Origin of the sequence: Streptomyces sp. NPDC056231 (assembly GCF_048270745.1) — a bacterium.
GTDB lineage: Bacteria > Actinomycetota > Actinomycetes > Streptomycetales > Streptomycetaceae > Streptomyces.
In genome coordinates this window covers 1-18,878 of the sequence record NZ_JBLVKW010000093.1, presented here as the reverse complement: position 1 = coordinate 18,878, position 18,878 = coordinate 1, and the positions used below count along the sequence as shown (strand labels likewise).

General features: G+C 67.9%; 20 protein-coding genes. 17 read left to right on the top strand and 3 right to left on the bottom strand.

Features of this window, described 5'->3' with window-relative positions; translation table 11 throughout:
- Window positions 1-158 precede the first annotated feature (158 nt).
- Window positions 159-320 carry a hypothetical protein gene (locus ACNPQM_RS38285; RefSeq protein WP_418087575.1) on the bottom strand — a complete coding sequence of 54 codons (162 nt, stop codon included), beginning with the start codon at window positions 318-320 and terminating at the stop codon, window positions 159-161.
- 185 nt (window positions 321-505) lie between these two features.
- On the opposite strand from ACNPQM_RS38285, the gene ACNPQM_RS38280 reads away from it, so the two are divergent.
- From ACNPQM_RS38280 to ACNPQM_RS38265, 4 genes are all read left to right on the top strand, one after another.
- Window positions 506-1,522, top strand: a complete 1,017-nt coding sequence (locus tag ACNPQM_RS38280) for a DUF1259 domain-containing protein (protein WP_418087574.1) — start codon at window positions 506-508, stop codon at window positions 1,520-1,522.
- 278 nt (window positions 1,523-1,800) lie between these two features.
- Window positions 1,801-3,006: a cytochrome P450 gene (locus ACNPQM_RS38275; RefSeq protein WP_358861394.1), complete on the top strand. Its 1,206-nt coding sequence runs from the start codon at window positions 1,801-1,803 to the stop codon at window positions 3,004-3,006.
- A gap of 752 nt (window positions 3,007-3,758) precedes the next feature.
- A complete protein-coding gene (locus tag ACNPQM_RS38270; RefSeq protein ID WP_418087573.1) occupies window positions 3,759-4,823 on the top strand; it encodes a type III polyketide synthase in 1,065 nt (354 codons plus the stop codon).
- A gap of 325 nt (window positions 4,824-5,148) precedes the next feature.
- The gene (locus ACNPQM_RS38265; protein WP_418087572.1) at window positions 5,149-5,907 is read left to right on the top strand and encodes a MerR family transcriptional regulator; all 759 of its coding nucleotides are present in this window, start codon (window positions 5,149-5,151) and stop codon (window positions 5,905-5,907) included.
- Window positions 5,908-6,030: 123 nt separating this feature from the next.
- Here the strand turns inward: ACNPQM_RS38265 and ACNPQM_RS38260 are convergent, their stop codons facing one another.
- Window positions 6,031-6,489 (bottom strand): ATP-binding protein, encoded by a 459-nt coding sequence (locus ACNPQM_RS38260; protein WP_418087571.1) that lies wholly within the window; start codon window positions 6,487-6,489, stop codon window positions 6,031-6,033.
- Window positions 6,490-6,692: 203 nt separating this feature from the next.
- Between ACNPQM_RS38260 and ACNPQM_RS38255 the strand changes: the two genes are divergently transcribed.
- The 12 genes from ACNPQM_RS38255 (at window position 6,693) to ACNPQM_RS38200 (ending at window position 17,299) form a co-directional block, all read left to right on the top strand.
- A complete protein-coding gene (locus ACNPQM_RS38255) occupies window positions 6,693-7,538 on the top strand; it encodes a helix-turn-helix domain-containing protein (RefSeq protein WP_358861398.1) in 846 nt (281 codons plus the stop codon).
- An 11-nt stretch (window positions 7,539-7,549) separates the two neighbouring features.
- Window positions 7,550-7,738, top strand: a complete 189-nt coding sequence (locus tag ACNPQM_RS38250; protein WP_418087570.1) for a DUF397 domain-containing protein — start codon at window positions 7,550-7,552, stop codon at window positions 7,736-7,738.
- Complete coding sequence (locus tag ACNPQM_RS38245) at window positions 7,731-7,985, top strand: DUF397 domain-containing protein (RefSeq protein WP_418087569.1); 255 nt, start codon at window positions 7,731-7,733, stop codon at window positions 7,983-7,985. Before ACNPQM_RS38250 ends, ACNPQM_RS38245 begins: the two co-directional genes overlap by 8 nt.
- Window positions 7,986-8,110: 125 nt before the next feature.
- Window positions 8,111-8,623 carry a GNAT family N-acetyltransferase gene (locus ACNPQM_RS38240; protein ID WP_418087568.1) on the top strand — a complete coding sequence of 171 codons (513 nt, stop codon included), beginning with the start codon at window positions 8,111-8,113 and terminating at the stop codon, window positions 8,621-8,623.
- A gap of 3 nt (window positions 8,624-8,626) precedes the next feature.
- Window positions 8,627-8,839 carry a DUF6193 family natural product biosynthesis protein gene (locus tag ACNPQM_RS38235; RefSeq protein WP_418087583.1) on the top strand — a complete coding sequence of 71 codons (213 nt, stop codon included), beginning with the start codon at window positions 8,627-8,629 and terminating at the stop codon, window positions 8,837-8,839.
- Between the two features lie 226 nt (window positions 8,840-9,065).
- On the top strand, window positions 9,066-9,722 hold the full coding sequence (locus ACNPQM_RS38230) for a DUF402 domain-containing protein (protein ID WP_418087567.1): 657 nt from the start codon (window positions 9,066-9,068) through the stop codon (window positions 9,720-9,722).
- Between the two features lie 303 nt (window positions 9,723-10,025).
- Window positions 10,026-10,340: a hypothetical protein gene (locus tag ACNPQM_RS38225; protein WP_030924923.1), complete on the top strand. Its 315-nt coding sequence runs from the start codon at window positions 10,026-10,028 to the stop codon at window positions 10,338-10,340.
- A gap of 189 nt (window positions 10,341-10,529) precedes the next feature.
- On the top strand, window positions 10,530-11,405 hold the full coding sequence (locus ACNPQM_RS38220) for a hypothetical protein (protein ID WP_418087566.1): 876 nt from the start codon (window positions 10,530-10,532) through the stop codon (window positions 11,403-11,405).
- A gap of 52 nt (window positions 11,406-11,457) precedes the next feature.
- Window positions 11,458-12,771, top strand: coding sequence for a hypothetical protein (locus ACNPQM_RS38215; RefSeq protein ID WP_418087582.1), 1,314 nt, complete (start codon window positions 11,458-11,460; stop codon window positions 12,769-12,771).
- Window positions 12,768-14,318, top strand: coding sequence for an SCO6880 family protein (locus tag ACNPQM_RS38210; protein ID WP_418087565.1), 1,551 nt, complete (start codon window positions 12,768-12,770; stop codon window positions 14,316-14,318). Before ACNPQM_RS38215 ends, ACNPQM_RS38210 begins: the two co-directional genes overlap by 4 nt.
- Before the next feature lie 19 nt (window positions 14,319-14,337).
- Window positions 14,338-15,756: an ATP-binding protein gene (locus tag ACNPQM_RS38205; RefSeq protein WP_418087564.1), complete on the top strand. Its 1,419-nt coding sequence runs from the start codon at window positions 14,338-14,340 to the stop codon at window positions 15,754-15,756.
- A 1-nt stretch (window position 15,757) separates the two neighbouring features.
- A complete protein-coding gene (locus ACNPQM_RS38200) occupies window positions 15,758-17,299 on the top strand; it encodes a type IV secretory system conjugative DNA transfer family protein (protein WP_418087563.1) in 1,542 nt (513 codons plus the stop codon).
- A 39-nt stretch (window positions 17,300-17,338) separates the two neighbouring features.
- Here ACNPQM_RS38200 and ACNPQM_RS38195 read toward each other — a convergent pair whose 3' ends face one another.
- Complete coding sequence (locus ACNPQM_RS38195; RefSeq protein WP_418087562.1) at window positions 17,339-17,899, bottom strand: GNAT family N-acetyltransferase; 561 nt, start codon at window positions 17,897-17,899, stop codon at window positions 17,339-17,341.
- A gap of 92 nt (window positions 17,900-17,991) precedes the next feature.
- On the opposite strand from ACNPQM_RS38195, the gene ACNPQM_RS38190 reads away from it, so the two are divergent.
- On the top strand, window positions 17,992-18,771 hold the full coding sequence (locus ACNPQM_RS38190; RefSeq protein ID WP_418087581.1) for a GNAT family N-acetyltransferase: 780 nt from the start codon (window positions 17,992-17,994) through the stop codon (window positions 18,769-18,771).
- Window positions 18,772-18,878: the final 107 nt, after the last annotated feature.

Here is an 18,878-nt window from a genome sequence, read left to right as displayed (position 1 = left end):
CCTTGATCGTGGAGCGGCACTGTCCCAAAGACGGCGCACCCGACATGCCATGCCCGTCGGCCCTCGGGGCGGGCGTACGGCCCTGAATTGCAAGGCCGAACGCCCGCCCCGCCCCAGCAGGATTTCACCCGATCGGTTGACCGTCGGAGGGCGTGTGCTCAGGCGTTGCCGGCCGGGCAGTTGTGGTATTCGGCGACCAGCCGAGCCCTCCCCGCCCCCTGGCCGACCGTCCTCGCCAGGACCCATGTGGCGAGTACGAAGCGGTCGGCGGGAACTGCCAACTCGCCGGCCAGCTGGATTCCACTGCGGCTGATCACCACGACGTGATCCTCGAGATGCCGTCGTTCCTCACCTGATACGTCGGGCGCGAGCCGCGACGACACCAACTCGATCCCCGTTGGCCGGAGCGTGCACCACACGCTTGGTCCATCCAGACCCGCCTCATGACGAAGCATCCGCTTTCTTATCATTTTGCATGGTTTCATCTCGCCATGGAGGCGATCAGATGATGGCTGAAGATCGACAGCAGGACACGCACACACAGGTGCCCACGTCGCGGCGGCGCGTGCTGGCCGCAGCGGCGCTGGCGCCGATGCTCGCCGGAGTCGGAGCAGGGGCCGCCGCTGAACCCGTGCCGACCGGAATGACCGGGATGCCCGGGCACCGGCGTCACCGGCGGGTCAAGCCGGTGACCACCACCGTGGCGGACTGGGCCGACGTCGCACATGCGCTGGGCCGCCCCGGCAACATGCTGCGGGGAACGACCTATCACACCCCCTTCCCTCGTGGGGACCTTCGTGTGGTCTCCGACGGCATCGCCATCACACCGGAGCTCGCACTGGGCACCCACGTGGCCTTCGTCCGTTACGCCGACGGCAGCACGATGTGCATGGGCGATGTAGCAGTCACCGAGAAAGAACTGCAGAAGGTGATCGACGCCTTTCAGGCACACGGGATCGCGCAGACCGCACTCCACAAGCATCTGCTCGCCCAGTCACCCGACATCTGGTGGACCCACGTCCACGGGCACGGCCATGACGCAGTGGCCCTGGCGCGCGGCCTGCGCGCGGGATTCGACCTCACCGGAACCCCGCCGGCCGTACCGACCGGCCCGCCGGTCCGCAGCGACCTGGACATCGCCGGAATCGAAGCTGCGCTGGGCGCCAAGGGTTCCCCCGACGGCCTGGTCTACAAGGTCGTCTTCGCCCGTCGGGAAAGGATCTGCGACGGCCATCTGGTACTGCCTCCCGGTCTGGGATCGACCAGTGCGTTCACCTTCCAGCCGCTGGGTCGCGGCCGGGCCGCACTCAGCGGCGACTGCGTCATGCTCGCCGAGGAGGTCCAGAACGTACTGGGAGCATTGCGGCGCGCCGGGATCAAGCTCGTCGAGGTGCACAACCACCACCTGACGGATCACCCTCGCCTGTTCTTCACCCATTTCTGGGCCGTGGGCGACGCCGTCAAGCTCGCCAGAGGGCTGCGCCCCGCGGTGGATGCCACCAACGTCGTGCCGGCCAGCTGAGAAAGACGGGCCGGGGAGCGGGTTACCCTCGGGTACCCGCTCCCCGGCCCCTGGGCGTCCTCGGCGCCGACAGAGCGCGTTCCGCAGGCGTGCGTACGCGGCACCGGCATGCCCCGCCCCTTCCACGGGCCAGAGCCTTCCGCATCACCGGGATGGTCACTTCCAATGGACCAATTGCCCCGGAGCGGTGCGTGCCTCGGAAGACGATCGGGTACTGATGACCTGTTCATCCCAGTAAGTGCCGAATCACCCGTCAGATCCGATATCTGGAGCTCCGTATGGAACCAGTCTCCACCCCGCGGAACTGCCCGTTCGACTATGCCGAGGCCCTCGAATTCGATCCGCTGCTCAAGCAGCTGCAGAACGACGGACCCGTTACCCGCATCCGGCTGCCCCACGGCGACGGGGAAGCATGGCTCGTCACCGGCTACGACGACGTACGCACGGTGACCACCGACCGGCGATTCAGCCGCAGCGCCATCATCGGCCGGAACTTCCCGCGGATGACCCCTGAACCCATCGTTCAGGACGAGGCGATCAATGTGATGGACCCACCGGCCAGCAGCCGCCTGCGCAGCCTGATCTCCAAGGGTTTCGCGCCGCGCCACATGGAGCGCATGCGGGTCCGTACCCAGCATGTCGTGGATGAGCTGCTGGACCGGATGGAGGAGCACGGTTCCCCCGCCGACCTCTTCGCGCACCTCGCGGATCCGCTGCCCCTGACCACGATCTGCGAGGTCCTCGACATTCCCGAGGGCGACCAGGCTCAGCTGCGTGCCCACGCGCGGACCATGATGGACGTCGGCATCGACAACCGGGAGAACGCGATCCACGCCAAGGCCGATCTCCGCGCCTACTTCGCGGAGCTGACGGCGCACCGGCGCGAGAACCCGGGCGACGACCTGATCAGCGCGCTGGCCGCCGCCCGCGACGGGGACGAGCTCCTCAACGATCAAGAACTGACCGTCATGGCCATGGTCCTGCTCATCACCGGCCAGGACACCACCACATACGAGATCGGGAACATCGCATACACCCTGCTCACGCGTCCCAAGGAGCTGGCCATGCTGCGCGCCCGCCCCGAGATGCTCCCGCAGGCCATGGAGGAACTGCTGCGCTTCATCCCCTTCCGCAAGGGTGTCGGCATTCCCCGCGTCGCCACCGAGGACGTGGAACTGAGCGGCGTGAAGATCCGAGCGGGGGACATCGTGCACGTCTCCTACCTGACGGCCAACCGGGACGGCCGAAAGTTCGACCGGCCTGACGAGCTGGACCTGGAACGCACCGGTCCGTCCCACATGACCTTCGGCTGGGGTGGCCACCACTGTCTCGGCGCCCCGCTCGCCGCCACGGAGCTCGAAGTCGCATTCGGAACCCTCCTGAAACGCTTCCCTGACCTCCGGCTGGCAAAGCCGGCCGAAGAAGTGGCCTGGAACAAGACATCGATCTGGCGTTATCCAGTCGCACTGCCCGTCGCCTGGTGACGTCGGTACCCCAGCAGGGCATCAGGCACTTCGTGCAACCGCAGCACGCGATCCGGGCCACCGATGAGGTGACGCCCATGGCGACCCACCGCGCTGCGGCCCGGGTCCGGCCATGGCGCAGGAGCGCCCGGACTGCGGCGCGCAGCCCGGGCGCGGCCGAGCAGGTGAATCGATGCCCGCCGGCAGGGCGGCCCTCGCGCCCGGCTTCGTGGCTCGTACCGTGCGACGGAGCCGGGGGCGGCCCGCTCCGACCGGTGATCACCGGTCCGCGGGGTGGGTGACCGCCCCCGCAGCGGCGCGTCTCGCGCCGTGGGGCGGCCCCTCGGCGGGCCGGTCGGGCCCGCGCCGGGCAGTGCCGAGCAGTGCCAGGCGCGGGTGGTCCGCCAGCCCATGGCCACGGACAAGCAAGTGCCGCGTCGGCCCTCGAAGGGCGGAAACCCGGAAGATTCCGGGGCTCCCGGACAGCGCGTTCCGTCCGACGTGCGACCCTCACCCGCCTGTCGTAGCGTGATCCCCAGAGCCGATCGAGGTGCGGCCGAAATTCATCTGCCCATACGGTGAGAATTCAGCCCATTCGTCGATCGGTCCGTCCATGCCCGTCCCAGGGGCATCGAACTTCGGCGCCACGGCCAAAAAAGCCTGTCCCGCGCCGCTCCACGCACGGTGCCGCAGTGGCTACCGTCGGCCGACACCCGTCCCTGCATCCCGTCAGGCCTCGGCCGTGTGGTTCATCGTCCGCTAGGAGGAAATCCATGGCGGTACTCTGCAAGCCCGCAATCGCAGTTCCCGAGTACGTCATCACCAACGACGAAACCCTCGAACTGGCACGTCGGCTGCACGGCGACCATCCGCAGCTCGATTTGGTCCTCCGTCTGATCGAACACACCGGGGTTCAGAAACGGCATCTGATCCAGCCGATCGACAAGGTGCTGCAACACCCGGGGTTCGATGCGCGCAGCGAAATCTACGAGGCGCAGACCAAGGCCCGCGTCCCGGCTGTTGTCCGCCAGGCACTGGACCATGCGCAACTCGAACCGTCGCAGATAGACCTGATCGTCTACGTCTCCTGCACCGGTTTCATGATGCCTCCGCCAACCGCGTGGCTCATCAACACGATGGGCTTCCGGCCGCAGACGCGACAGATGCCGATCGCCCAGCTGGGGTGTGCGGCGGGTGGCGCAGCCGTCAACCGGGCCCACGACTTCTGCACGGCGTACCCCGACCGCAACGTGCTCGTCATCGCTTGCGAGTTCTGCTCGCTGTGCTACCAGCCCACCGATCTGGGTGTCGGGTCCCTGCTGTCCAACGGCTTGTTCGGCGACGGGATCGCCGCCGTCGTGGTACGGGGCCAGGGCGGCACCGGAGTCCGCCTGGAACGCAACGGGTCGTACATCATCCCGGAGACCGAGAATTGGATCTCCTATGCGGTCCGGTCCACGGGCTTCCACTTCCAGCTCGACAAGCGCGTGCCCGGAACCATGGAGCCACTTGCCCCGGCCCTGAGCGCCCTCGCGGAACAGCACCATTGGAACGCCAGCAAGCTGGACTTCTACATCATCCACGCCGGCGGTCCGCGCATCCTGGACGACCTGAGCCGCTTCCTCGACGTGCCGCCCGAAGCGTTCCGCTTCAGCCGGGCCACGCTCACCGAGTACGGCAACATAGCCAGCGCGGTGGTGCTCGACGCCCTGGCCCGCATGTTCGACGAGGCGTCAACCCTCGACGGTCAGCGCGGCATCATGGCCGGCTTCGGGCCCGGCATCACCGCCGAGATCTCCCTGGGAACGTGGACCTCGGAGCCCGAGACAAGGACGTGAGCCACGCATCCGCACGGTGTGTGCACAGGGCGACCTGAACGGGAAGCCCGCAACCACACCGACCCCGGCCCCCGGGCCTCAGGCGCTGTCCGCAGCTTGAGGACCGGGGGCCGCGCTCATGCCCGTCCGATGATGGAGGGGGTGGGGGTTCCTTGGCCGCATCGCGCTGTGCCTGGGGGCCATGGCCAGCTCTCCCGTGGCTCTGTTCACAAGAGACGACGGCGCAATATGGGCTTCGGGCTTGAAGTTGCCGCTGCGGCAGCTTCTACCGTCGTGACCAGGGCCGGAGAGACCGGCCGGGCGACACACGCATGCGGGAGTCGTGATGGACTGGCCGATCTCGGAGGTGGCCCGGATGTCGGGCGTGCCCGCCCGGACACTGCGCCACTACGACAAGACCGGCCTGCTGACGCCGGCCCGGATCGGCGCCAACGGTTACCGCTACTACGAGGAGCACCAGCTTCTGCTGCTGCAGCAGATCCTTGTGCTGCGGGCGCTGGGCGTCGGGCTGCCGGAGATCGGCCGGATCCTTGCCGCGCAGGTCGACGAGGTGGATGCCCTGCGGGGCCACCACCGGCGGCCGCTCGCGGAGCGGGACCGGCTTGATGCCCTGGCCGGCACCGTCTCCCGCACGATCGCCGAACTGGAGCAGTCCAGGAAGGACGGTTACCCCATGACCATCAACCGACCGGAGAACTTGTTCGAGGGCGTGCAGCCCTCCCAGTACGCGGATAACCTGTCCGACTTCCCCGAACACGCCGAGGTGGTCGGACGCCACGCCGAGACGATGAGCCAGGCCGACGCAGATGCCGCGCACCGTGAGCGCACCGCGCAGATGATCCGGCTGGCCGAACTCATGGTCGCGGGCCACCCGGCCGACGCCGAGCCGGTGCAGGCCGAGATCGACGCCCAGTACCGGGCACTGATCCAGTTGCGTGCCGTCTCCGCCGAGGAGTTCCGAGCCATGGGACGCTCCTGCGTGGACAACGCCGCCTGGCGCGCCGCGTACGAGGCCATCGCCTCGGGTCTGGCCGCGTACCAGCGCGACGCCATCGAGGCATACGCCACCACCCGGCTCAGCTGAGCCGCGGCGCAACCGCCATCGCGGGACCGACCCGCGATGGCGCCGACCGTATGCCACCGCGGACAAGCGCTGTTCGGGCACCGGACTCCCTCTCGACCGATCCGGCACTGCCGCTGCACACAGTCACGGCAGGTCACCCCACTGACAGTCCGGCTTCCACGCGCACTCCACCCAGAGCAGCTTCCCGCCGTGCCCCGGCAGCCCGCCATGCAGCGGATACGCGCCCCAGCTGTCCGCCCACAGGGTGACGAGGTGCAGACCCCGACCGCACTCGGCGAGCGACTTCGGAACCTCCGCGCCGCCCTGGAACGGTGGCGGAATGTCCGGGTTGGTGTCCCAGACGCTGAGCCTGATCCGGTGTCGGCCCACGTCGCGGAGCCGGAGTGAGTACGGCCCCGAGGAGTACCGGTACGCGTTGGTGACGAGCTCGCTCGCCAACAGCTCGGCGGTGTCGATGAGATCGCCCATGCCGTGCGCGCGGAGTACGGAGCGGAGGGTGGCGCGGGCGATGCCCGGAGCACGGGGATCCTGCGGGAGTTGGAGTGTGTACGCCCAAGGCGGCGTTACGGTGGCCAGGACCATGGAAGTCTCCGATCACGGAGGGACGTTGTGCCGAGCGTTTCTGATTGCCCGGTGACGAGACCGCTCCGTCGAGCGGGGTGCTTCCGGGCGGAGGCCTGAGCACTAACGTAGCGACCGATAGCTAACGTGTTAACCGATTCCCGAGTAATCCATAAACTGACACCCCTGTGGGTGACCAGCCGCTCAAGGAGGCGAACACGCCCGTGAGATCAAGGCCGACGGGTCGTCAACTCCGGTTCGGTGGCGAACTGCGCAAACTCCGCGAGGGTGCAGGACTCACCGCTACCCAGGCCGGTCAGTTGCTGGGCGTGAAGCAGAACCAGATCAGCAATATGGAAGCAGGCCGCGTCGGCGTAAGCCCGGAACGGGTTCGCGCCCTCGCCTGCCAGTACGACTGCCCGGACAAGAACCTCATCGCCGCCCTGAGCAATATGACCGGCGACCGTTCGCGCGGCTGGTGGGAGGAGTACAGGGAGATCCTGCCCGCCCCACTGCTCGATCTGGCCGAGGTCGAGCATCATGCACAGCGGCTCCGTACAGCCGTTACTGTCCACATTCCCGGCCTCATGCAGACCCCGGACTACGCACGGGAAGTCTTCCGCCAAGACGTACCGGAGCTGTCGCCGCCCGACATCGAGCACCGCATCTCATTCCGCCTCAAGCGACAGGCAGTCCTGTTCCGAGAATCGCCGACGCCGCACCAGGCGGTCGTCCACGAGGCCGCGCTGCGGATGCAGTTCGGCGGCTCGAAGGTGACCCGTCAGCAGCTCCGGCATCTTCTCGACATGAGTGAACGCGAACACATCACCCTTCAGGTGATCCCTTTCTCCGCCGGAACCTACGCCGGGTCCGGACAGTCGATCTATTACTTCCTCGGACCCGTGCCGCAGCTCGACACGGTCAATCTGGACCAGTCGCATGGGCCCGTCTTCCTCGATACCGAGTCTCAGCTGGAGAAGTACCGCGTACTCCTCGGCCGCATGGAATCCACCGCGCTCAGCCGCGGCGAGTCCCGAGACTTCATCCACAACATCGCCCGCAGCCTGTGAAGGGACCCAAAATGGCCGATCTCACCTGGCAGAAGTCCTCCTACTGCGCCCAGGGAAACTCCTGCGTACACGTCGCCGCCCACGACAACACGGTCAACGTCATCGAGAGTAGCGACCCGACCGGAGCCATACTCCGCACCACCCCCACTGTCTGGGCCGCCCTCCTCCGTACCGTCAAGGACGGCACCAGCCATGGCTGACCGTCACGTCTCCACCGACCTCACCTGGGTCCGCGCCGCCCCCGAAGGGGAAGAGGGCCCCGGTCCCTGGATCGAAATCGCCTTCGGTCCGGACGAGCTCGTCCGCCTCCGCGTGACCGACGACCCGGCCAACATCGTCACGACCACCCGAACGAAATGGGAGGCCTTCACCAAGGGCGTCCTCGCCGGCGAGTTCGACCACTTCGCGGAGCTCGGTGGCGAAGGCGGTCCGGCTGCCCAGGCATGACGGTCCGGGTACCCGGCCATTCCGTGCCGGTACCCAGCCCCGCCACTGCGGTGCCCCGCTTCCCTACATCCGCGTCTGCCGGCCTTGGGCCGGGAACGCGATCGGCAGTACGTACGCTTTCAAGCATGCTGACGTTAGAGCGGCTCCGGGCCGACCATGCACACGCCTTGCTGGCTTTCGAGCGGGAGAACCGCGAGTACTTCGCACGCTCCGTGCCGGATCGCGGCGACCTGTACTTCGCTGAGTTCGCCGCTCTTCATCGTGCACGGCTCGCCGAACAGGACGCCGGTGTGTGTCAGTTCCATCTCGTCGTGAACGACCAGGGAGAGCTGGTCGGCCGCGTCAATCTCGTGGACATCGAGGAAGGGACCGCTGAACTCGGCTACCGGATCGGCGAGCGCGCCGCGGGACGGGGCATGGCAACGGCCGCGGTCGAGGAAGTGTGCCGCCTGGCCGTCGTGGCATATCGGCTCTCCGCGCTCACCGCAGTCACCACCCTCGACAATTTGGCGTCCATGGCCGTGCTCCGACGCAACGGGTTCACTGCGGTGGGGGACGTCCGCATCGACGATCGTCCCGGTACGCGTTACCAGCGCCGACTTGTTGCCATGCACGGATCGCCCACCCACCAGGCTTGAGCGCTGCGGGACCTGACGGGGGCCTGTCCCCCGGCGGAGGCGGCTCACTCCGAACCAGGGCTGCGGCAGCTGTACCCACTCTCCAGCCGCTGGATGCTCTGCTTCAGCGGCTGCACCGCATTCCCATGCGCGGTGCAGGCTGCCGTCGTCCCTTCGCAGGAGGGCCGCTACCGCAACCACCCCTGTTCCGAGCCACGTCCGGGCAAGGCGAGATGACCCGGACGAGGCAGCAGTAGGGAGCAGATCAGTGCCCCCGCAATGCCATGGAAAGCGACGACATGTTCCGTCCTGCGCTCGTTGCAGCGGTGCAGGGGATGGCATCCGGTTGGCCAGGACCTGGTGCACGCGATAACCCGGCGACGACATCTGCGCATAAACGGGTTCCTGACCAGGCGAAACCGGGCACATCCACACCACTGACTCCGACCGCAAGGAGTGATTCATGAGCCGACTCGCCCATGTGCTCAACACCATGGACAACGTGCCGGGCCGGATTCTGCACTGGAACTTCTTCATCGGCGGCCACTTGAGCGCCTCGGTGCCCGTACGCCTCGTCGACCGCACGGACGAGGGCCAGCTGGTGTGGATGGAGACCGGCGCGCCCATGTGGCGCACGGAGCTCCCGGGAGGCGCACACCTCCGGGACATCGCCCCGGACGACCGGCCTGCCACCGGATACCCGGTGGTCCCCGACCGGTGGCAGATGAGCAGCGCCCTCTTCTACCAGCCCACCGACGCCGCACACTCCGTGCTCTGGCTCTTCGGCCGCAGGGGAAAGTTCCGCGGCTGGTACGTGAATCTGGAGCGTCGTGTCCACCACGGCGACGACATCGACATCGCCGACCACGAGCTCGACATCAACGTCGCGCCGGACCGGTCCTGGCAGTGGAAGGACGAGGAGTCCTTCGCCCAAAAGACCGGCCACCCCGTCTACTGGTCGGCCGATGAAGCGGCCGCCATCCGCGCCGAGGGCATCAGAGTCGCACGGCTGGCCGAGGCCGGAACCTTTCCCTTTGACGGCTCTTGGTGCGACTTCCGGCCACCGAAGACCTGGACGACACCGCCCCGCCCGCCGAGCCCCCGCCGCTCTGTCCTCTGACTGCCCCTCACCCTGCCTGCCCTGATGGGTGTGAGGAGGGCCCGGGGCGAGTCTCGGCCAGGGTGGCAAATAACCATGATTGCTCAGTGTCACCACACGTGATACACAGAGTAATCATATGCATGTGGTCACACAACGATTCGATCCGCAGGTCAGGGCGGTCGGACCGGTCAAACGTGCGAGATCCCATGAAAGAGAGGGCGCTAAGTCGTCGTACCGAGGCGCATTCATCAGCGAAGATAGAGAGTGACCCGTGCCATGTGGCAGGGGGCAGTGAACTACCCAACAGGGGCGGTGACTTACATGGTCCTGGCAGCTGACACTGATAAGGGCGGTATCAGCACCATCATCAACGGCATCGCTCCCAAGTGGGGGCCGTTCGGAGCCCTGGGCGACGAAGCCAAGGTGATGATCGAGGTCGTCATGGCCGTCGCCATTCTGCTCTGCTTCGGCATCGCCATCTGGGGAGCAGCCAAGCAGCGTATCGGCGCGACGGCGTTGCGCGACACGTTCAGCGCAGAACAGGGCAAGGGTCTGATCGTTGCCGGTCTGACTGGTGTGTTCATCATTGGATCACTGGGAACCCTGTTCACCATCGTCTACGGGATGGCCATCTAACCGTCCATCAGCCTGCTCGGGGGAGGCTGCCACCGCCCCCGTTCCGCTTCCATCCCATCCGTCCGTCGTGCCCACCGGCAGAGGTTGCGTCTCTCTGATGTCGAGTCACCACACCGCGCCCGCGCGGAAACCAGCACGGCTACCGTCGTACTACGCGGAATCGCACACGGTTGAGGGGGCCTACGCAGCATGAGTGTCGGCAACGACCACGGCTACGGAAGTGACTCGGGCTCAAGCCGTACGGACGATGGATACAGCACCATCGGCGGAACGCGCCAGACCCGTACACGATTCCCCGACGGCGAGGGCGGCGACGGCTTCGGCGGATCCCGTCGGCCGGCCCGCAGTTCGCGGTCCCTGATCATGGTGGTCGGCGTGGTCGTCCTGCTCATCGCGGCTATCGCGTTCGCGAACTTGGGCGGTGGCGGCGACGACGGCGGCGCCTCGGGCGGGAGCGGCGGCAGCAAGGCGGGGGCGGCGCCCACGGCGGCGACGGGCACGAAGCCGGTGACGGGGAAGAACGGCACGATCGCGTCGGGGTTCGCACACGACGCTCAGGGTGCGCAGAGCGCGGCGGCGAACTACTCAGTGGCGCTCGTCTCCGCCGACATTCTTAAGCCGATTCAACGTGCCGCGATCGTGCGGCAGGTCTTCGTTGCGAGCAAAGTCGACGAACTCGAAGCCAAGTTCAATGAGGCGTACAACAAGACCTTCCTTGACAAGGTCGGCCTCGACGAGAACGGCAACGCCGCCGCAGGCATGACCTACGTTTCACGAACCGCTCCTGTCGGAACCAAAGTGACCCAGTCTTCGGCTACCTCCACCACCGTGGAGGTGTGGTGCACAGGGGTATTCGGCACAGCCGGTGTCAGTTCGACCAACCCAGTCAGCAACGACTGGTTCACCATGACGCTGAAACTCCAGTGGGAAGCCAACGACTGGAAGGTCGACAGCTTCTCCCAGAAGGAGGGACCGGCTCCGGTCAACACCGACCGTACGGCCTCCAACGCCGACGAGATCGCCAAGGCTGTCGAGGAGTACGGAGGGTTCACCTATGCCCGCTAGTTCACGCCACCTAGTCAAGATCGGTGCGGTCCTGGCGAGCGTCCAGGTAACGATGGTGATCCTGGCAACCCGTGTTGCCGCAGCACCCTCACCGTCGCCCACACCGTCTGCCTCGCCCTCCAAGGACAACTGCAGCCTCATCGTCGGCCCGGCCAAGGACTACTGCGAAAACGGCGACGCAGGCAACCCCAGAACCACCTCCCCCGACGACGCCGCCAACGCCCTCGACCCCCTCTCCTCCCTCGCCCGCGGCTGCGCCGACGCCGCAGCCTGGATCGTCGGCAAGCTCAGCGAGGCAGTCAAAGGCACCGCGAACGTCGACTTCACCAACCCCAAGTTCCTCCAGCAGTACGCGGTCATCTTCGCCGCCTCCACCGTGCTCACTCTCGTCCTCTGGCTGCTCGCCGTCGCCAAGCGCGCCATCCGTGGCGTTCCGGTGGCCACCGCGATCTCCGAGGCTGTCGGATTCCTCTGGCTGACTGTCCTCGCGTCCGCGTTCACGCCGCTCATCCTCTACACCGTCGTGTCGGCGACCGATGGGGTCACGGACGTCATCGCGTCGTCCTCCGGCGGGCAGACCGATGTCTTCTTCGGTTCGTTCGCCGAGGCGCTGAGCAAGGGCTCCGACATCGGCGGCGGGCCGATCATGCTGATCGTCGTCTCGCTCGTGTCGATCCTCGCCGCGGGCGTGCTCTGGCTGGAGCTCGTGATCCGGGCCGCCCTGCTCTACGTCGGCGCGCTGCTCGGCGTCGTCGTCTACTCGGGGCTCGTCGACAAGAACATGTGGGGCCATGTCCGCCGCTGGGCGGGCATCATGATCGCGGTGATCATGGTGAAGCCGGTCATCGTCATCGTGCTCGGGCTGGCCGGCGCGCTCTCCTCCGACGGGGGACCGAACGCGTTCTCCGCCGTTGTCTCCGGGCTCGCCATCATCCTCCTGGCGATCTTCGCCTCGGCGATGATCTACCGCTTCGTCCCCGGCTTCGGCGACGAGATCCAGGGTGCCCGCACCAACCGCAAGCAGGCCACCGACGGCGCCCAGGCCGCAGCTCTGATCAGCTCCCCTGCCGCCCTCGTCTCCCAGGGCATCAAGACCCACAGCAGCCGGAGCGGCGGCGACAACGGCGGACAGGGCGGCGGCAACAGCGGCGGCAGGCCCGCCAACCCGGTCAGTGGCGGTGTGGCCGCGCACAGCTCCCGCAACACCGGCGGGAGCGGGGTCGGCGGCGGATCTGTCCCCTCCGCCGCACCTCCGCCCCGCAGCGGATCGGGACCGACTTCCGGCACCCCGCACAGCAGCCGCGTCAACCGGGGCGGCGGTACCGGCAATTCAGGTAACAACAGCACAGGAGGTGGAGGGCGTTGACGACCCAGTCCCATCCGGTCGCGCCCCGCCGTACGTATCTCATCGGCCGGGCCCGGCCGAACGCGATCGTCGGCAAGAACCGCGAGACCGGCGAGATCGCGCTGATCATCGTCGGCGCGTTCCTCGGCATGATGAGCGGGCTGATCGTCCCCGTCCTGTCCCTGCGGATCGTGCTGCTCACGGGCTTCCCGCTGCTGGCGCTGGCGATCGTGTACGTCCCGTACAAGCACCGCACCTTCTACAAATGGTTCGAAATCAACCGCAGTTTCAGGCGGTCCGTGCGCCGCGGTGCCACCTACCGTTCCGCCGCCATGGAAGCGGGCGTGCGGGGCGACGGCCGTGAGGTCGAGATCGGACCGCCTCCGGGCATCGGCCGCATCAACTGGCTCGCCGCCCCCTTCGGCCCGGACGAGATCGCCGTACTGCTGCACGCCGACCGCCGCACCGTCACCGCGGCGATCGAGATCGAGGGTCCCGGCGTCGGACTCCGCGACAGCGAGGACCAGGAGGCGCTGGTCGACCGGTTCGGCACCCTGCTGAAGCATGTGGCCAACGGCGACGGATTCGTGACCCGTATTCAGATGCTGGCCCGCACCCTGCCCGCCGACCCCGACGCGCATGCGAAGGACGTCGCCCAGCGCGGCGACAAGGCGGCCCCGGGCTGGCTGCAGGAGTCGTACGACCAGCTCCAGTCGATGGTCTCCACCTCCAGCGAACAGCACCGCGCCTACCTCGTCGCGTGCATGCCCTTCAACCGCGAACTGGCCGCCGAGGCAAACGCCATGGCCCGCGCCGCTCGCCCCCAGGCAGGCCGCAAGCTCGACCGGGACGGGGGGCTCGCCGTCGTCATGGCGCGCGAACTGACCGACATCTGCGCCCGCCTCGCCGAGGCCGACATCCGGGTGCGCCAGCCGCTCGGCCAGAGCCGGCTCGCCTCCCTCGTGCACTCGATGTACGACCCCGACCACCCCATCGACCACATCCAGGCGATGACGAAGCGCAACGCCTGGCCCGCCGAACTGGACGCGGTCGAGCCTACGTACCTGCAGGCCAAGACCCGTGAGTCGGCGACCCGTGCGCCCTGGTGCCACGCCACGGCGTGGGTGAAGGAGTGGCCGATGACGCCTGTCGGCGTCAACTTCCTCGCCCCGCTCCTCGTCCACACCCCGGACGTCATCCGTACGGTCGCGGTCTGCATGGACCTCGAACCGACCGAGATCGCCATCGAGCGGATGCTCACGGAGAAGACGAACGACGAGGCCGAGGCGAGCCGCCAGGCCAAGATGAACCGGACCGTCGACCCCCGCGACATCGCCGCCCACGGCAGGCTCGACCAGCGGGGTGAAGATCTCGCGAGCGGCGCGGCCGGAGTGAATCTTGTGGGGTACATCACCGTGTCGTCGCGATCACCCGAGTCCCTCGCCCGTGACAAGCGGACGATCCGCGCCTCGGCCGGCAAGTCGTATCTGAAGCTGGAGTGGTGCGACCGCGAGCACCACCGCGCCTTTGTGAACACCCTGCCGTTCGCCACCGGCATCCGTCGCTAACCGAGAGGGCAGTCACGCCATGCGAGATCCGCTGTCCGCGTTGTCGGATGCCTTCACTTCCTTCCTCTTCGGGAAGGTGGAGACGACCAGACTGCCCGTGCGTACCTCCACCGGCCAGGCGCAGGCGGTGTATCTGCCCACCGCCGCGCCCGGTCTCGGCGACTCCGGCGTGATCATCGGCCGCGAGGTGTACTCCGGCAAGGGATACATCTACGACCCCTTCCAGCTGTACGGGCAGCAGCTCCCCGCCCCGCACTGGCTGGTGCTCGGCGAGTCGGGCAACGGCAAGTCCGCGCTGGAGAAGACGTACGTGCTCCGCCAGCTCCGCTTCCGCGACCGCCAGGTCGTCGTCCTCGACGCCCAGGGTGAGGACGGCGTCGGCGAGTGGAACCTCATCGCCCAGGAGCTCGGCCTCACCCCCATCCGCCTCGACCCGACCGCAGCCCTGAACGGCGGCATCCGGCTCAACCCGCTGGACCCGTCGATCACCACGACGGGCCAGCTCGCCCTGCTCCGTACGATCATCGAAGTCGCGATGGGCCACGGCCTCGACGAACGGTCCGGCTTCGCGCTGAAGGTCGCACACGCCTACGTCAACCAGACGATCGACGACCGGCAACCCGTGCTGACCGACATCGTCGAGCAACTGCGCCACCCGGAACCCGAGTCCGCCGAGGCGATGAACGTCGACATAGACGACGTGCGCGCCTGGGGCCTCGACGTCGCCCTCGTCCTGGACCGGCTCGTCGACGGTGACCTGCGCGGCATGTTCGACGGTCCGACCTCCGCCGGCATCGACCTGGACGCGCCCCTGATCGTCTTCGACCTCTCGCACATCGACCGGAACTCGATCGCGATGCCGATCCTGATGGCGATCGTCGGCGTCTGGCTGGAACACACCTGGATCAGGCCCGACCGGAAGAAGCGCATCTTCCTGGTCGAAGAGGCCTGGCACATCATCAACTCACCGTTCGTCGCGCAGCTCTTCCAACGGCTGCTGAAGTTCGGCCGACGGCTGGGCCTGTCGTTCGTCGCCGTCGTCCACCACCTCAGCGATGTGGTCGACGGGGCCGCGGCACGCGAGGCGGCGGCGATCCTCAAGATGGCGTCGACCCGGACGATCTACGCGCAGAAGGCAGACGAGGCCAGAGCGACCGGGCGCGTCCTCGGGCTGCCCCGCTGGGCGGTCGAGATCATCCCCACCCTCACCCCCGGCATCGCGGTGTGGGACGTCAACGGGAACGTACAGGTCGTCAAACACCTGATCACCGAGGCGGAACGACCGCTGGTCTTCACCGACCGTGCGATGACTGAGTCGTCCGCGGCCGATCTGCTGCCGGAGGACGTACGGGCCGCGGAGCTGGAGACCGAACAGCGCGCGGCACACATCGAGCACCAACAACGGCTGAACGAGTCGTCCGAGTCAACGGTGGCATGACATGGCAGGGCGTACAGAGCAGCAGACCGGTCCGAGCACCGGCGGAATCCCGGACGGTCTGCTGGTCGGCCTGCTGGGCTTCCTGCTCGGGCTGGCCCTCCTGGCCTGGACGGCCACCGGTCTGTCCGGGCTGTTCGCGCACGGCGCGTGGCCGAAGGGCGTCACCTTCACCGAGACGCCGCTCGCCATGCGCCGGCTGGCGGCGTCGCCGCACGACATCCCGGCGGCCTGGCCCGACACCCCGGCGGACGAGCTCTCCGGGTACGGGCTGTTCTGGGGCCTCTTTATAGGCGAACTCATGGTGCTCATGGTGCTGACGGTGTTCGTGATGGGCGTGGTGGCACGCTGGCGCGCGGTACGGGCACGTCGGCGGGAAGAGCGTCGCGAGAAGCGCTCCGAGGAGCGTTACGCGAGACACGCGGCGCACCCGAGGCGCGAGGAGTCCACCGAGGTGGACGTCTCCTCCCCCGCGCCTCTCCCCGCTCCTGCTCCCGCTCCCGCGGCCATCCCCACGCCCACGGCCACCCCAGCACCCGCCACCCCGGCACCGGCCGAATCCATCGAGGACCTCGCACCCCCTCTCCTCGCCCCGGCCGTCCCCTCCCCCCGCACACCTCTCGTCGTCTACGGCCCGGCCGCCACCCGCCGCCCCACGGTCGTCCAGGCCATCCGGGAGGCGGACGGACCCGCCCTCGTCATCACCTCGGACCCCACCGTCTGGGCCGAGACGAAGGACGCCCGCGCCAAACTCGGCCCGGTGCTCGTCTACGACCCCGGCCACCTCTGCGACACCCCGGCCCGCCTCCACTGGTCCCCCACCGCCGGATGCGAACAGCCCGATACGGCAGCCGCCCGCGCCGCGGCACTCCTCGCCCCGGTCCGGCCGCAGGCCCGTATCGACGCGATGACGGCCGAGACCGCGGAGACTCTGCTCCAGTGCTGGCTGCACGCCGCCGCCATAGACGGTCGCCCGTTCCGCCAGGTCCACCGCTGGGCCCTCGGCGGCAACGCCCATGAACCCGTACGCCTGCTCCGTACCCATCCCAAGGCGGCCTCCGGGCTCGCCGGTCTGCTGGAGTCCTCGCTGACCGGTCATCCCGAACGGCGTGAAATGGCCCAGGAGCTGACGGTACGGGCGTTCGCCGCGCTCTCCTCGATCCACATCCGTGAGGCCTGCACACCGAACCGAGCCGATTCGCTGGTCCTGGAATCTTTTGCCGGCGAAGGGGGCACGCTTTATGTGGTCGGTGAACCCATCGAGGATCCTCGCTCCGCACCGGGCGCGATGCCCCTGCTCACCGCCCTCGCCTCACACGTGGTCGAGCACGGCCGCCGCATGGCCGCACGGTCAACCGACGGTCGGCTCGACCCACCAATGGCCTTGGTGCTCGACGACGTCGCGGCTGTGGCACCGCTCCCCCAACTTCCTGAACTGCTGTCGACCGGCCAGGACCAGGGCCTGCCGACGCTCGCGCTGCTCCGCTCGAAGGAACAGGCCCGGGCCCGCTGGTCGTCCCCGCTCCAGGACGTGTTTCGAAAGTAGGGTCGTCCGCCCGTAGGACGGGGCAGGCGCTGAAAGCCATCAGACGGGACGGACGATCTCGTACTCCAGGTCCAGCGCCGTCGGATCGTCCGGCTCGGGGACGGTCTCCCCCGTCGGCACGAAACCGAACCGGCGGTAGAACGCACTGGCCCGCGGGTTGTTCTCGTGCACATAGAGACGCACTCGTTCGATCCGCGGCTCGCCCAGTGACCACGCCCAGTCGACCCCGGCCCGGAACAGCTGGTCGGCCAGCCCGCTGCCCCGCGCCTCGGGCCGCACATAGACCCCGACCACATGGGCCTGGTGAACCTTGGCGGGCTCACCGAACCCCGGGTCCTCGCCCGGTCGCTCGATGAGCACGCTGATCGTTCCGGCCCAACGCCCGTCGGGTGCCTCGGCGATGAACTGGCGTACCTCGTCGCCACTGGACTCCGCTGCACCGGCCGCGCGCCCCTGCCAGAACTCGTCGGGCTGAGCCACGCCCTGCTCGTACGTCTCCAGGAACGCCACCGGAGCCGCGGGATCCTGCAGAGCGGCGAGCCTGAGGTCCTTGACCCGTGCCCATTCCTCGGCGCGTACGGGGCGAATCACGTAGTCCATACGCCGATCCTGTCCGGCGCTCCCTCCTCAAGCAATCGAATTCGTATCCCCGTGCGGTACGCCATCACCTACTGTCCACTCCCGTGACAGACATGAGAGGCCTGCTCGAGGCCTACGACGAGCAGATGCGCGGCGTGCCGCCCCACCCTCCGGCAGAGGTCAGCTACGAACAGGACGGGCCCCTGATCCGGACCGTCGGCCAATTCCGCGGCTTCATCAGCGCCCCGCGGGACGTGGGCGTGCAGGGCGCCGAACTCGATGACCTGATTGCCCGGCAGCGTGACTACTTCGCCGCCCGGGGCGAGTCCGTGGAGTGGAAGATACGGGGCCACGACCGCCCCGCCGACCTCACCGAGCGCCTGCGTGCCGCCGGCTTCGCGCCGAAGGACGAGGAGACCATACTCATCGGTCACACCAAGGACATGGCGTCACCGCCCGTGCTCCCGGACGATATTGCAATCCGCCAAGTCACCGAAGCCGCGGACATGCACCGCATTGCGGCGATGGAATCGACGATCTGGGGCCAGGACCTGAGCATGATCGGCGACGACCTGGCGGGCCGGGTGGCCGCTGCCCCGGACGACATTGCCGTCCTGGTCGCCGAAGCCGATGGCGAACTCGTCTCCGCAGCCTGGCTGGTCGTCAGGCCAGGAACCGAATTCGCCGGCCTGTGGGGCGGCTCCACACTCTCCGCCTGGCGAGGACGCGGCATCTACCGCGCACTGGTCGCCGCCCGCGCCGAAATCGCGGCAGCCCGCGGAGTCAGGTATCTCCACGTGGACGCATCCGACGACAGCGCACCGATCCTGCGCCGCCTCGGCTTTCACGCAGTGACCACGACGACCCCGTACGTATGGTCGCCGTCGGATTGAGCAATGCATCGTGAACGCAGAAAAGCCCCGTGCCACAAGGGCACGGGGCTTTCCCGGAATAATTGTTCGGCGGCGTCCTACTCTCCCACAGGGTCCCCCCTGCAGTA